General features: G+C 35.1%; 8 protein-coding genes. All 8 read left to right on the forward strand.

The window, feature by feature from the left end:
- Positions 1-3,282, forward strand: coding sequence for a glycosyl hydrolase (locus FUA22_RS06460; protein ID WP_147767078.1), 3,282 nt, complete (start codon positions 1-3; stop codon positions 3,280-3,282).
- Between the two features lie 14 nt (positions 3,283-3,296).
- The gene (locus FUA22_RS06465; protein WP_147767079.1) at positions 3,297-6,818 is read left to right on the forward strand and encodes a glycosyl hydrolase; all 3,522 of its coding nucleotides are present in this window, start codon (positions 3,297-3,299) and stop codon (positions 6,816-6,818) included.
- A gap of 116 nt (positions 6,819-6,934) precedes the next feature.
- Complete coding sequence (locus tag FUA22_RS06470) at positions 6,935-8,326, forward strand: sulfatase (protein WP_147767080.1); 1,392 nt, start codon at positions 6,935-6,937, stop codon at positions 8,324-8,326.
- A gap of 225 nt (positions 8,327-8,551) precedes the next feature.
- The gene (locus tag FUA22_RS06475) at positions 8,552-8,854 is read left to right on the forward strand and encodes a hypothetical protein (RefSeq protein ID WP_147767081.1); all 303 of its coding nucleotides are present in this window, start codon (positions 8,552-8,554) and stop codon (positions 8,852-8,854) included.
- A 258-nt stretch (positions 8,855-9,112) separates the two neighbouring features.
- Complete coding sequence (locus FUA22_RS06480; protein WP_147767082.1) at positions 9,113-11,977, forward strand: alpha-L-rhamnosidase; 2,865 nt, start codon at positions 9,113-9,115, stop codon at positions 11,975-11,977.
- A 60-nt stretch (positions 11,978-12,037) separates the two neighbouring features.
- Positions 12,038-13,360, forward strand: coding sequence for a BNR repeat-containing protein (locus FUA22_RS06485; protein WP_170309858.1), 1,323 nt, complete (start codon positions 12,038-12,040; stop codon positions 13,358-13,360).
- A gap of 154 nt (positions 13,361-13,514) precedes the next feature.
- Positions 13,515-14,474, forward strand: coding sequence for a T9SS type A sorting domain-containing protein (locus tag FUA22_RS06490; RefSeq protein WP_147767084.1), 960 nt, complete (start codon positions 13,515-13,517; stop codon positions 14,472-14,474).
- Positions 14,475-14,487: 13 nt separating this feature from the next.
- A complete protein-coding gene (locus tag FUA22_RS06495; protein WP_147767085.1) occupies positions 14,488-16,275 on the forward strand; it encodes a glycoside hydrolase family 43 protein in 1,788 nt (595 codons plus the stop codon).
- Positions 16,276-16,388: the final 113 nt, after the last annotated feature.

Genomic DNA, 16,388 nt, shown 5'->3' on the forward strand with positions numbered 1-16,388 from the left:
ATGAAACGATATTTTTCAATTCTAATGCTATTCGTTTTGGCTATGTCTTCTTGTAAAAAAGACGAAGTAGCATCAGTAAGTCCTGAAGAATATGCCAATTTAAAAGAGGGGTTTATCAATCCACCTGATTCAACAAAACCAGGAATATATTGGTATTTTTTAAGTGGTCATATTTCCAAAGAGGGGATAACGAAAGATTTAGAAGCCATGCATGCTGTGGGTATTGGTGAGGTCTTTATTGGTGATATATTTTACATGCCTCCTTCAACCAATCCTCATGGATTAAGTTATGATACACCAATGGGAAACACCCCTTCACTGAGTGAAAAATGGTGGGATTGTATGCGTCATGCGATAAGTGAAGGTACGAGATTAGGGATGAATATTAGTTTTTTCAACTCACCGGGTTGGAGTCAATCTGGTGGACCATGGGTGAAAGAAGAACAGGCTATGCGATATTTGACGTATTCTGAAACCGTTGTTTCTGGCGATAAAAATATTGAGATAGCACTAGAAAAGCCAAGAGGATTTTTTCAGGACGTATCTGTTCTAGGGTACCCTATTCATCAAAAGCAAACGGCTAAACCGAAAATCAAGGTTATAAACTGTAAAGCTTCGGCATTAAAAAACTTGCTCGATCAAAATAAATCCACAGTAACCACTTTCAGTAATAATGGACAAGAACCTTTAATCTTAGAGGTTTCATTTGATAGGCCTATCACAGCAAGAAGTCTAACGGTTAGCCCAACAAAAATGCACTTTACATCGCATATTGAAGTGCAAGTCTTTGAAGATGGAAAATTCAAATCTGTAAAGAAAAGTCTTTTTGACCGTGCTTTTAGTTTGCCTGGGCGTGGTCCTATACCCGATGCAGATATGATTATGGCATTGGATAATATTGAAGATCAAAAATTTAGAATTGTAATGGACAAAGTGGCTGCTAATTTTGAATTAACAGGCATACATATTTCTGAAGATTATAAAATTGAACACGGGAATGAAAAATGGCTTAATAAAATGGCCAATAAAGGCGTTCCGGGATGGGATGTGTTTCAATGGAAAACACCAGAATACAGTGGTCAGCAAGACGTATTAAGCACTGATGAAATTATAAATTTAACCGAACATTTTGATGGTAAGGTGCTAAAATGGGATAATGCACCTGCAGGGCAATGGAAAATATTGCGCATAGGCATGACACCTACAGGGCAAACTAACCGACCTGCAACCCCTGATGCTCGTGGACTTGAAGTAGATAAATTAAGTAAAAAAGCATTGCGTTCTCACTTTGATGCCTACATGGGTAAAATGATAAAATCCATGACTTTGGATGAGCGTAAATCTCTAAAACGTGTTATTGCAGACAGCTACGAAACTGGACCTCAAAACTGGACAGAGGATATGAAGGAATCATTTGAGGAAACCTATGGCTATGACCCTACACCTTGGTTGGCAACATTGACAGGAAACGTAGTCAATTCTGCAGAAGAATCAGACCGTTTTTTGTGGGATTTACGTCGATTAATAGCGGATAAGGTTGCCGATGAATATGTAGGTGGGCTTAGAGAAATCTGTGAAGACAATGGTGTGTCTATGTGGCTTGAAAATTATGGACATTTTGGTTTTCCTTCAGAGTTTTTAAAATATGGTGGTCGCGCCGATGAAATTGGAGGAGAATTCTGGATTCATAGACAAGGGCCTGAATCTAAACTTGCAGCATCTGCTAGTCATATTTATGGTAAAAATCGAGTTTATGCAGAGTCTTATACTTCACGAGAAGTCCCTTTTTCTGTAAGCCCTATTAGGTTAAAGAAATCAGGAGATTGGAGTTATACACAAGGCGTGAATCAAGGTATTTTACATGTGTATATTCATCAGCCTTATGAAGACAAATTCCCTGGTATGAATGCTTGGTTCGGAACTGAATTTAATCGAAACAACACCTGGTTTGCGCAAAGCAAAGAGTGGATTACTTATCAACGTAGAAATTATTTCCTATTGCAACAAGGTAAACATGTTGCCGATGTTTGCTTTTATATTGGCGAGGAATCTCCTAAAATGAGAGGATGGGTCGATCAAAACCTATCTGCTGGCTATGAATATGATTTTATCAATGCTGAAATCATTACAGAACAAACTAAAGTAGAAAACGGTAGATTGGTTTTACAAAGTGGCGCAAGTTATGGAGCATTGGTCTTGCCGCCTTGGAATACAATGCGCCCTGAGGTGTTGCGAAAGCTTAAAGATTTGGTTGAACAAGGTGCAATTTTAATAGGAATGCCACCCGAAAAATCGCCTAGTCTTCAAAATTATCCAAATTGTGATATTGAAGTACAGCAACTGGTTAAGGAATTATGGGGTGAATCATTACCAAACACTAAAGATTTTTTCCATCATAAATTAGGCAAAGGAAATGTATATGCCAATGGAAATATCAATGAGATTTTAAACAAACATCAAGTCTATGAAGATTTGATATTCCCTGATTCGTTAAATGTAAAATGGATACATCGTAAGTTAAAGGGAGCGGATATTTATTTTATAACTAATCAAGGGGATACCCAAGTGACTTTTGACGCTTCGTTTAGAATTGCTGGAAAAGGTCCTGAACTTTGGTCTGCACTAGATGCTTCATCTCGAAGACTACCTATTTATAGTAATGAAGGAGAGCGTACCATTGTTCCTTTAAGTTTTAATGTGAATGAAAGCTATTTTATTGTTTTTAGAGGTCAAGGTGATGGAGTGAAGAAAAATCTTTCTGTAGCACAGAACTTCAAAGTAGAAAAACCTTTGAAACAAATAAGTGGATTATGGGACATTCAATTTAAAAACAAATGGTTAGAAACGGATTTCATTATAAAAGAACAACCTTTATTTGACTGGACCACTTCCTCTGATGAAAAGATTAAGTATTTCTCTGGAACTGCCACATATAAAACGTCTTTTGAATTAAATGAGGTGGAAGTAAAAGAATCAATCGCTTTAAATTTTGAAAACATCGGTACCATAGCAACCGTCAAACTCAACGGCAAAGAACTTGGAACACTTTGGACAACCCCTTATCGCATTTCGATTGAAAACACTATTGTACAAGGTACAAATACACTTGAAATTGATGCTACAAATAATTGGATGAACCAAATGTTGTGGCAAAATAAAAGACCTAAAGCCGAAAGAGACATCTGGGTGCTAGCAAACACACTTGAAAAAATGCCAAATAACGGCATCATGTCCTCGGGTATTTATGGTAAAGTATGGATTTCAACTAAAAATAATAAATAAAACAATTTTACAATATGAATCGTAGTAAAGTGCTCAATAACAAAATCAATAGTACGTTGGGTAAAACCATTTTTGTAGCCTTGTTGCTTAGTTTGTTTGTATCAGGTCTACAAGCTCAAGATGTCTCTTTAGAACAGAACTTTAAAAATCCTCCGTCAGATGCTAAGCCACAGACTATTTGGTTTTGGATTAATGGAAATGTCACGAAAACGGGTATAACAGCCGATTTAGAAGCCATGAAAAAGGTAGGCATTCAAGGCGCAATAATATTTAATGTAAGTTTGGGAAATCCTCAAGGTGTGGCGCCTTATTTAAGTCCAAAGTGGTTGGAACTCTTTAACTATGCCGCATTGGAAGCGCAACGCCTTGGGCTTGAATTAGGTTTTCATAACGGTGCAGGTTGGTCATCTTCAGGAGGACCTTCTATCACTCCAGAATACGCTATGCAAGAACTCGTTTATACTGAAACGATTCATCAGGGAACTACAAAATTTAATGATAAGTTAGAACAACCAAAAACTAAATTGGACTATTATAAAGATATAGCCATTCTGGCTTTCCCAAAACCTAAAAGTGATGTTTGTATTGATGAATTAGAAATAAAAACGCTTTCTCATAAAGTTCGTAGTCATTTAGACCCAGATGATAAACTTATTTCTGATTTAGCCGTAGTTCAAAAACAAGATATTATTGATTTAACCTCTAAGTTAAAAAGTGATGGGACTTTAGATTGGGAAGCACCTCCAGGAGAGTGGGTGGTTTTGAGAATAGGACATACGCCAACCGGTGAAATGAATCGTTTTCCTAGTGACGGAGGTCGTGGATTAGAATGTGATAAAATGAATAAACAAGCTGTTGATGTATTTTGGGATGGTAGCATTAAGCCCATACTAAAAAAGTTAGACAAGTTAGTTGGTACCACAGTTAAAAGGTGTCATATTGATAGTTATGAAGTTGGCACTACTAACTGGACGTCAAACTTTGCAACAGCGTTTAAAAACCTTCGTTCTTACGATTGTCGCTCATATTTGCCAACATTGGCGGGATATTACGTTGAGAATGGCGAAGAAACAGAGCGGTTTCTTTGGGATTTCCGTCGTACCATTGGAGATTTGATAGCAGAAAATTATTATGGGCGTTTTGCTGAACTCAGTCATAAAAACAACATGTTACTTTCTATAGAACCGTATTGGGGACCTTTTGACAATATGCAAATTGGAGAAAAGGCAGATATGGTTATGTCTGAGTTTTGGAGCGGAAGCCTTGCCTTTTTTGATTCGCCTAAATTTGTGGCCTCTATTGCAAAATTAAATGGAAATTCAATTGCAGAAGCAGAAGCATTTACAGGCATGGGAGGGTGGGACCAGCACCCCAGTACTTTGAAAGCCATGGGAGATTTAGCATGGGCACAAGGAATCAATCGTTTCGTTTTTCATTGCTATGTCCATCAACCTTGGGATGTTGGGCCTGGATTGACATTACAGGCTTTTGGAACTGATTTTAATCGTTTAAATACCTGGTGGAATCAAGGTAAGCCCTTTGTAGAGTATATCAGTAGAGGTCAGTTTTTATTGCAACAAGGAACATCAGTAGCCGATGTATTGGTATTTACAGGAGAAGCATCACCAAATGATGCCCTTTTAATGCCAGAAATAAAAAAACTAGGATATGATTATGATGTGATAGGGTCAAACAAGATAAACTCTTTAACGGTAAAGGACGGTTTAGTGTGTACATCAGTTGGAGAAAGATATCAAGCTTTAGTAATGCCTTCAACTGAATGGGTAACCCCGGAAATACTTGCAAAAATTGAAGAGTTGACTGTAGAAGGCGCCTTAGTAATTGGTTCTAAACCTAACAAATCTCCAAGTCTTAAAAAATACCCTGACTGTGATGAAGATGTTGAAGAAACGGCAAGTAAATTATGGGATAATGGATTGATAAAGGAGCATTCCATCTCAGAAGTTTTGAAGAATGGAACACGGCCTCCGGATTTTTCTATAGAAGAAGGACGCGGTGAATCTATAGATTTTATTCACAGAAAAACAGAAGATACAGACATTTATTTTGTAGTAAATTCTAAAAAAGAAAGTCGAGAATTAGCTTGTCGTTTTCGAGTATCAGGAAAACAACCAGAGCTTTGGTATGCCGAAACCGGAGAAATATCTAAAGCCATAATATGGCATGAAAATAATGATGGTACTACCTCAGTGTCCATTCCGTTTGAGCCAGAAGGTTCTGTATTTGTTGTTTTTAGAAATCCAGTGCATTCAGGTCAACACATTGTAAATGTTTCAATGAATTTGGAAAAACCTGTGGTAACACCACTTTCAAACTTGAAAATTATAAAAGCGGAATACGGTACATTTTTACCTGATGGTTTGGTTGATGTCACGGAGGTAGTTGCAGACAGGATTCAAAATAATGGATTACATATACGTGCCACACGAGAACTTTCTATTGGAGATCCGGCACCTGGTTATAAAAAAGAATTGCGCATTCAATATAAAATAGGAGAAGTGGTATTTGAAAAAAACGCCATGGAAAAAGAATGGTTAGAAATTGACGCGCCTAGAAGCGGTACATTAGAAATCTTGAAAGCAGTCTTTGGAAAGTTTGCAGGGGGTGTTGATGGCATCCCCCCAAATAAACCTGTTTTTGATGTCACTGAGAAAGTAAAATCCATAGTGGCTTCAGGAGTCTATGAAATACCGGTAAATGACAGTTTTCTTGAAGGAAAAGAGATCAAAACAAAAAAAGACATACGTGTAACTTACACCACTAATGATGAAGAGAAAATGCTAACCGTTTCCAATGGCGGTCTATTAAAATTCACTCAAACAACATCAGAACCAAAGTTGGTGTATAAACATGATAAATTGAATTTGGTTACGCCTTTTTCGGGTGAAATGACGTATGAATCTTCTAACGGAAAGAAAAAAACATTAAAAGTAAAATCAGTGCCTGAACCTATGGTGTTGACTGGAAACTGGAACGTGAAATTTCCTCAGAAAGATAAACCGGTTTTGGATAAAACGTTTAAGAATTTGACTTCATGGTCAGAGGCATCAGAAAATGATATCCGTTATTTTTCGGGGACGGCTAGCTATAAGAAAGAGTTTCAAATCCATGCAAAACTTATAAAATCATGTTATTCTTTAGATTTAGATTTAAGTAATGTTAAGGTAATTGCTGAAGTGATTCTAAATGGAAAAAATCTAGGAATATTATGGAAGGCCCCTTACAGAATAAATATTGATGAAGCAATCGTAAAAGGCACCAATACACTAGAAATAAAAATTACAAATCTTTGGCCTAATAGATTAATTGGTGATGAACAATTACCTCTAGATTATGAACGGAAAGGTCCGCATATAAAACAATGGCCAGAGTGGCTTTTAAACAAAACCGAGCGCCCAACCGAGCGTGAAACACTTGCAGCTTTCAAACACTGGCATAAGGATTCAGAATTGCTTCCATCTGGTTTGTTGGGACCCGTTAAAATTGTGGTTTCTAGAGTAAAGGTTATGAAGTAGTAAATAATAATGAATGATTTGTTATTAAAAAGTAGAATATTGTCATGATGGAACAGGACGGTACAATGGAATTTAAGATTTATGTTTGAAATTAAGAATTGGTTAATTAAAATAAAATGAGGAAAGTTATATTTAAGCTTGCATTATTGATTTTATGCGTTTTATTTCAAACTTCATGCAGTCAATCACGTCATAATATAATCATTATAAATGTTGATGATTTAGGTTGGAAAGATGTTGGTTTTATGGGAAGTGAATATTATGAAACCCCCAATTTAGATTATTTATCTAGTTTAGGAATGGTATTTACAAATGGGTATGCATCTGCCTCCAATTGTGCCCCGAGTAGGGCTTGTTTAATGACGGGACAATGGACACCGCGTCATGGTGTTTTCACAGTTAGTCCTTCGGCAAGGGGAAAATCTGAAGACAGAAAACTTATTCCTATAAAAAACACGCATACTCTGTCTCCAGAACATGAAACTCTATCTGAGATTTTACAGGAAAATGGGTATGTGACTTGTCATGCAGGAAAGTGGCATTTAAGTGACAATCCATTAGAATATGGATTTGATATAAATATTGGTGGTGGTCATAATGGCCTCCCTAAAAGTTATTATCCGCCATATAAAAATGTAAATATTGAAGGAGGAAAAGACCAATATCTTACGGATTTGATTATGGAAAAAGCTATACAGTTTGTAGATACGGTGCAAAAACCATTTTTTCTTAATTACTCACCATATGCGGTACATGTTCCTATAATGCCAGTTGATAGTTTGCTTCCTAAGTATGAGAAAAAGGCATCATGGAATGGACAAGCAAATGCGGAGTATGCTTCGATGGTAGATAATCTTGATAGAAATATTGGGTTGCTTATCAATAAATTAAAAAAAAGAAATCTTTTTGATAATACACTAATTGTTTTTACTTCAGATAATGGTGGTTTGTATGGAGTTACAAGGCAAAAGCCATTAAGAGCAGGAAAAGGAAGCTACTATGAAGGTGGAATTCGAGAACCCTTTTTCTTTGTTTTAAACGGTAAGATTAAACAAAATATTAAAAGTGATGTTCCAATAACAAATTTGGATATTTTTCCAACTATTCTGGATTATGCTAAGATAAAAGATCCTTCATTAAAACTAGATGGTAGTAGTTTAATTCCCGTTTTGGAAGAAAAAGCAAATAAACTTGAAAGACCTTTATTTTGGCACTTCCCGGTTTATTTACAAGCCTATAATATAAATGATAACGAAACTCGAGATGCCTTGTTTAGAACACGACCAGGGTCTGTGGTAAGAAAAGGAGATTGGAAACTTCATTATTATTTTGAGGATGATGGCATTGAATTATATAATCTTTCAGAGGACATTGGAGAAAGAAACAATCTTGCAACTACTAATCCTGAAAAAACAGAAGAGTTATTGAAACTTCTAAAAAAATGGTGGAAAGAAACGAAAGCTCCAATTCCAAAAACTCAAAACCCCGAATACCTCAATAACAACTAGACCTGATAAAACAAAGATTCCTGATATGCCTAACTGTATTAATTTGTTTTGCATTCTAATTCTTTTTGGGAAAACTTATATTAAAATTCAATTTTTGGAAAGATAGATTGTTAAAGTCGGGGATGTATCCTGTTCAGTCTTGTGTTATACCTGTAAAACAGACAGTGCAGGACGCTTCATGTTGGGGATAGCATTAATATTGTTTAATTGATTCAAAATGAAATTATGATTAAGAAATTACCTTATTTGTTTTTGGTACTACTAATTTCATTTTCGGGATATTCTCAGAATTATCCATTTAGTTTACCTGCAAATATGGAGGCAACTATTAATATAACTTCTTCATCTAAAGAAGTGTATAACAATTTATTGCTTGGAACAAATACGCATAATTTTACAACTACAACAGAAAAGGATTTAGTAAACAAATTAAAACCCATAACCATAAGATTTCCACATGGTTTATGGTCTAATTGGAGATGTGATGTTATGCGACTTTTTGGAACGGAAAGTATATATTACAATTAGAAAGCAGTCAAGGTATTTCAACTCATAAAATTGTGGTTAATTAAGCTTTTAAATCAAAATTGTTTTTGAATTGAATTCAAAACATAAATAATACTTGAAGTAAAACGCTACCAAAGTAGGCTATGGTAGCGTTTTTTCTTTTAACTCTAAAATGAATCATCAGTAAGTACATGATAGTACAGGACAATATTTTTAATGAATTTTGGTACTTTCAACAATTAAAATTTCACAGCATAATATTCTATTCACTCTATAATAATGATAAAAAAACAGCACCTTTTTTCAATTGTATTATTAGTTATTTTTAGTTTTTCTTGTAATAAAGTATCAACGTCTCGAACACCAATAGCTTTTGATGAATTATTAGTCAATTCTAAGAAAAACCCAACAACCATAGAAAACCAACAACCTCTTTTTTCATGGGTTGCAAATGCCGAGGGTTTTAATAAATCGCAATCGGCTTATCATATTTTAGTTGCCTCTACGGAAGATAAGCTTAATGAAGATGATGTAGATATATGGAATTCTGAAAAAGTAAAAAGTGATAAATCCACTTTTATAAAATATGAGGGTAAGGATTTACAAGCAATGCAAAAATACTTTTGGAAAGTCAAAATTTGGGACGAACAAGGAACGGCTTCAAAATGGTCAAGTATTCAGGAATTCGAAATGGGTTTAATGAATGCTGAAAATTGGGGCAATTCAAAATGGATTACACTAAATAAAGATAAACGAACTTCTGAGCATCGTTTTAGAGGTTATAAAAGAGGTAATATGAAGAAAGCGAAACCAGTTGATGGTTTTGCTGCTAGTTATTTTAGAAATGAGATAGACATCAATAAAGAAATTGAGAATGCACAGGCCTACATTTGTGGATTGGGCTATTACGAGATGTATATAAATGGAGAAAAGGTTGGTGACCATGTCCTAGATCCAGCACCATCAAACTACGACAAACAAGCTTATTATGTAAATTATGATATTACAGAACAGTTGCAATCTGGTAAGAATGCCTTCGGAATTATATTAGGAAATGGCTTTTATGGGCAAAATATTTCTTGGAGCCGAGACCCAGAATCGAATAAAAAAGGAGTTTCTTACGGTCCACCAACCGTACGTTGTTTGGTAAAATTAAATTATAAAGATGGTACATCAGCAGATTTTTATACTGACGAAAACTGGAAAGAATCTACAGGACCAATAGTATTTAATAATATTTATGGAGGAGACACCTACGATGCGCGTTACGAGATAGGTAACTGGAATAGGGTTGGTTATGATGACACCAAATGGGGTAATGTAAAAGTAGCATCTCCGCATGTTAAAAAAATAAATGCGAGTCAAATTCCGCCAATTAAAAAGTTAAAAGAATTTGAACCTCAAAAGGTATTTAAAGGAGCAGATGGTAATTGGATTGTTGATTTTGGACAAAACATTGCAGGTTGGGTAAAGTTGAATGTTAAAGAAAAAGAAGGGCAGCTCATAGAAATTATTACTACAGAAGCATTACTTACTGATGGAAGTGATGTTTTTCAAGGCTCCACAGGTGGTGGTGCCAATGGAATGGCACAAATATATAAGTACATCTGTAAAGGTGATGGTGTAGAATCTTGGGAACCTAAATTTAGTTACCATGGTTTTAGATATGCGAAAATTAAAGGTATTTCTACAAAGCCTGATGCTGATATGATTAAAGCAGTTTTAGTAGCCACAGATATTCAAGAAACAGGAAGTTTTACATCTTCAGATGAATTATTAAATAAAATGCATAGCATTAGTAAATGGACTATAGTTGATAATCTACATGGCATTCCAGAGGATTGTCCTCATCGTGAAAAATGTGGTTGGTTAGGTGATGCACACGCATTTTGTGAATACGCCCTGTATAATTATGACATGTATGATTTCTACAAGAAATATATGGAAGACATCCGTACACAAATGCGACCAACCAAGGGCCATAACAATCCTGAAATTAAATTTCAAGTGCCAACCATGATTGCCCCAGGAAAGCGAACATCAACCTATGCCAAAATAGATTGGGGTGTGGCTACTATGTATTTACCTTGGTACAACTATCAGTATTATGGTGACGATGCTATTGTAAAAGAGTATTACAATAATATGAAGGGCTTAACCAATTTTTATCTAAATTATAAAGATGAAAATGGCATTATGCAAGATGGTATGGGAGATTGGTGTCCACCAAGCTGGGATAGAAGAAAAAATCCTGGTGCTATGGAGTGCGACCCTATTATTTCTGCAAATGCCTATTTCTATGATGTTTTAGGTATTATGGAATTCTTTGCTGAAATGAATAATGATAAAGTATATGAAGCTAAGATGAAAGCCGAAAAGGAAGCTTTAAAAACGGCTTTTAATAAAGAGTTTTTGGTTGAAATACCAGATACAAATCACAAATGGTATCAAAGTCAAACAGCTACCGTGCAGGCTTTACAATTTGGTTTAGTGCCAGAACAGGAAATTGAAAATGTAGTAAATGGTTTAGTACATGATATTGTTGAAGTTAAAGACGGTCACCATTCAACTGGTATACACGGAAACAGGTATATCTATACTGTTTTAACAGCATACGGAAAAGGAGATTTAGCGCATGAAATTTTAACAGCACCAGAATTTCCAAGTCAGACCTATGTTATGAATTCTGGTTTTACTACATGGCCAGAACGTCAATTTGAATGGGAGAAAATGGAAGGACCAACAAACTCCTTAAATCACCCTATGCATAGTGGGTTTGCAGCATATTTTTATGAATCTTTAGGAGGAATAAAATCTTCTAAAGACAAAGTTGGATATAAAGTTTTTACTGTTAATCCAGAATTTCCAAGTAAGTTAAGCAGTACTACTTTAACGGTACCCACACCTTATGGTGAAATTAAAAATGATTGGACAGTTAGTGAAGGGATATTGTCAATGAAACTTGAGGTCCCCTTTAACACTAAAGCTATGGTTGTTTTGGCTCGTAAGGAATTGGAAACACTTAATATTAATGGAGAATCTTTGGAAGAATTTCAAAAAAGTAATGAAGCAATCAAAGAGGCTTCTAATGTGATTTTGGGTTCAGGAGTGTACCAAGTTCAATATTTAAAAGCTTCAAAATAATATGGACTTATGAAAAGAATTAGCCTTATAATTTTATCAATTTTCCTGTTATATTCTTGTATGAATAAATCAAAGGACTCAGGTGAGCTAAAAGAAAAAAATGGCCCTGAAATTGTTGAGGAAATAGAAGTAGATTCTATTTGGGCAGGCAATGGCGTTGGATTTGATTTAAAAACTGTAGGAGACAAACAGTTTGTGGCTTATTATGATAGAAAAAGAATGATGACTGTTGCTTCACGAGATATTGGAAGTAAAGAATGGACTAAAAAGACACTTCCCAATCAACTCATGTGGGATTCGCATAATTCGGTAAAATTGGGTATAGATGAATTGGGATATATTCATGTGAGTGGAAATATGCACGTACACCCATTGGCCTATTTTAAAAGCTCCAAACCATTTGACGTTAATACTATGGTTATGGTTAATGAAATGATTGGACAGGATGAGAAAAGTGTAACTTACCCTAAATTTTTCCATGATAAATCAGGAAGCCTTTTATTTTCCTATAGGGCTGGTTCCTGTGGTAACGGGAACATACTAATTAACCGGTTTTTAGCAAAAGAAAAAAAATGGGAGCGTTATTTAGAACAACCATTATTTGAAGGAATAGAAGCTAATGATGACCGAGCAGCATACCATCATTGGGTAAAAGATGCTAATGGTGATTTTCATTTTGTATGGATATGGCGTTGGACACCGATGGTTGAAACCAGCCATCATATTTGTTATGCTAAAACATCTGACTTTAAAAACTGGAAAAATGCTGCTGGAGAAACAGTAAATCTACCTTTTAGACCAGATGATAAAAAGGTTTTGGTAGATGACACTCCTACTAAAGGAGGAATGCATAACAGCAGATATAAAATCATGTTGTCTAAAGATGGTGAGCCCATAATAGGCTATGTGAAATATGATGAAGCTGGATTGACACAATTCTATTTGGCTAAGTTTATGGATGGTAAATGGATGTCTAAAAAGATATCTAATTGGGATTTCCGTTGGAAATTTATTGATGGAGGCGCTTTTATGTCAATAGGCGGTCAATTTAGTTTTGCTGGGATTTCTAATGACAATATTATTGCCATAGATTGGAAAACCGAAAAAGGAGAATCTGGACAATATTCTATTGATTATTCTAATCTGGAGCATACTAACAAGGCAGTAGATATAAAAACTAAATATCCAAAAGATATTAACAAGCCTTTGACCAATAGACCCAATATGAATGTCCGATTGGCAAATGACCAAAGTGGCCCTCAAAAGGATGGTTCTAGGTATGTACTTAAATGGGAAACGGAACATGGTGGTTTTAAAAAGCATGCACCTAAAGTAATACCAGAAGGCCCGTTAAGTGCATTAGTTTTATTGAAAATTCAATAAACTAACTTTTCTAAATTCATTTTTTATAAAATTGAACACTACAGTTCAAGATGCTATCAAATTCAATAAAATACTAAAATAACACCTTACAGTGCAGGATGCTTAATTATATTGAATTAATTAATATTACTCCCTTAATTAGAAAGTTTATAAAATGAAATGTAGAATTACAATTACACTTCTTATTATTTTAATAGTTTCAACAGGTGTGTTTGCACAAACAGCTACATGTGATGGTACACTGCCTTTTGAAGAGCAAAATGGTCTGTTAACAATAGAGATGGAATCTGGTATCTTACCTTCTGGATCAAATTGGCAAACAGGAAGTGAATCAGACCCTAATTTACCTGGATCAACTATTAATTACATATATTGGACAGGTCCTGAATCTTTTAACGCACTATCAGGTGCCCCAATTGTGTACAAAATAAAAATAAACAATCCAGGCACCTATAGGTTTGCTTGGAGAATGAGAGTTGGTATGGGCACTAACACAGGAGAGCATAATGATGCATGGTTAAAAATAGATGGCGAAGATTTTTACGGTATAAAAAATGGGGTTAAAGTATATCCAAAACCTTTGTGTAATTCAGACCCAAATTTAACCTGTGCTGCAGGAAGCTCAACTCAAAATTTCATAAAAGCTTTTGGTAATAGATTAGATTGGGGTTTTGTAACAAATACCAATGATGGTGATTCACACAGAGTTTGGGTAACATTTAATGAAGCCAAAGAGTATACTATAACTGTGGATGCTAGATCCTCATATTTATTTATTGATAAAATGGTATTGCATAGAAGTAATGTTTCTGGAAGTGTAGCTTTTAATTTCAGTAATTCAGAGTCAAGCTGTTATAGCGCATTGTCTACTACCAAAAACGAGTTGGATCAAATCAAAGTATATCCAAATCCAACTAAGGATTTTATTAATTTTGATAATTTACCAGTGAAATCAAATCTTGTTATTTCTAATGTCCACGGTGCAATAGTAAAAACGATAGAAACTATTTCAAAAAGACTGACAATTAATATTTCTGATTTAACAAGCGGTATTTATTTTATTAGTAGTGTAGGTACTAATTTTACGTTTACACAAAAAATTATTAAAATATAAATACAAATTATTGATGAAAATATCACGTTTAGTCATTATTCATGCGCTAATTTTAGTATGTACATTATCTTGTAAATCAAACACAAAAAAGGAAGATGCAGACACTTCAACATCTGAAAACCTAGCCCAAGCTCAAATAGGAAGTTTTGGAGACCAAGGAGATGGTACGTATATCAACCCCATTTTAAATGCCGACTATCCAGATTCAGATATCGAGCAAGTAGGTGATACTTATTACATGATTACATCAAAACAACACATGTCGCCAGGGATGCCAATTCTAGAATCTAAGGATATGGTAAATTGGACGAATGTTGGGCACGTTTTTGACAGCCTATCATGGGCGCCAGAATACAATTGGGATAGAATGAATGGTTATTCTTTTGGTACTTGGGCAGGTGATTTAGCCTATCATGAAGGTACTTGGTATTGCTACCAAATAGATTATCAACATGGTTTAATGGTTGCCACAGCAAAAGATATCAAAGGTCCATGGAGCAAGCCTATCATGATGCTTCCAAAAGCAAAAGTATTAGACGACCCAGCTGTGTTTTGGGATGAAGAAACACATAAAGCATACGTTATAATTAATACGGCTGGAAAACAAAAAAGTAAAGAAAACACCATTGAAGGCAACGAAAACAGAATTTACGAAATGAGCTGGGATGGAACTAAAATCTTAGACGAAGGTAAATTGGTTTACACGGGTATGGGAGCTGAAGCTGCAAAAATTTATAAAATTGATGGTATATGGTATATCTTTTTGGCACAATGGACTATTGGTGATAAATCCACAAAACCCGGGGTTAAAAACCCGAAAAATGATAGAAAACAAATTGTATTGCGTTCTAAAGAAAGCATTTACGGGCCTTACGAGGTGAAAACAGTTTTAGAAAAAGGAACGGTGTTTAAAAACCGCAGTGCAAGTCAAGGCGCCTTAATGCAAGCTCCAGATAAGTCATGGTGGTATATGCATCAATTAATTCAAAATGATACAATTCCTTTCCAAGGAAGACCACAATGTTTAGAACCTGTAAATTGGGTTGATGGCTGGCCAATTATTGGTGTAGATGAAGATAATGATGGTATTGGAGAACCTGTAAAGCAACATAAAAAACCTATAGATGGTTATCCGGTAGCAGCTCCAAGTTCTGATGATGATTTCTCAAACGAAAAATTAGGCTTTCAGTGGGAGTGGAACCATAACCCAAGAAATACGCATTGGTCTTTAACAGAAAGACGGGGTTGGTTACGTTTAAAAGCAAGTAAGGTGTTACCTAACGAAAAAGGCTATGGGCCAAATATAAATGAGTGGACGAATAATGATGGCTCAGATTCAGATTTTTGGCGAGCTTGCAATACTTTGAGCCAACGTATTATGGGAATTACTACAGGTACTGCAGTTGCCAAGTTTGATATTTCTGGAATGCAACCACATCAGTTGGCAGGATTTGTAAGATATGGTGGTGTTTTTAATTTGTTAGGTGTTGAGGTTGACAAGAACGGGAAAAAGAATCTATTCTACATGAACCCTATGGCAGAAAAAACAAATGGGCCGGAATTAGTTGGGAATGATTTATTTGTTAGAACATCAAATAATAGTAATCAAGCAACTTACGAGTATAGCTTGGATGGTGAAAACTATAAAGCTTTTGGACCAACATTTACTATAGTATTTGGAAAATGGACTGGTGACCGATTAGGATTCTTTTCATGGAATGAAAAAGAAGACGCAGGACACATAGACGTAGATTGGTTTACCTATGATTACGATGGACCAAAAGCAAGACGAAAAAAGTAAAGTATATACCATGTTAATATGAAAAGAATTAAGTTCATAATTAAAGCTTTCAGTATTTTATGTTTTTTTAATTTCTCTTGCAAACAAGATTCAAGTGAAAAAGTTAGAAATTG

Source organism: Seonamhaeicola maritimus (assembly GCF_008056315.1).
Taxonomy (GTDB): Bacteria; Bacteroidota; Bacteroidia; order Flavobacteriales; family Flavobacteriaceae; genus Seonamhaeicola; species Seonamhaeicola maritimus.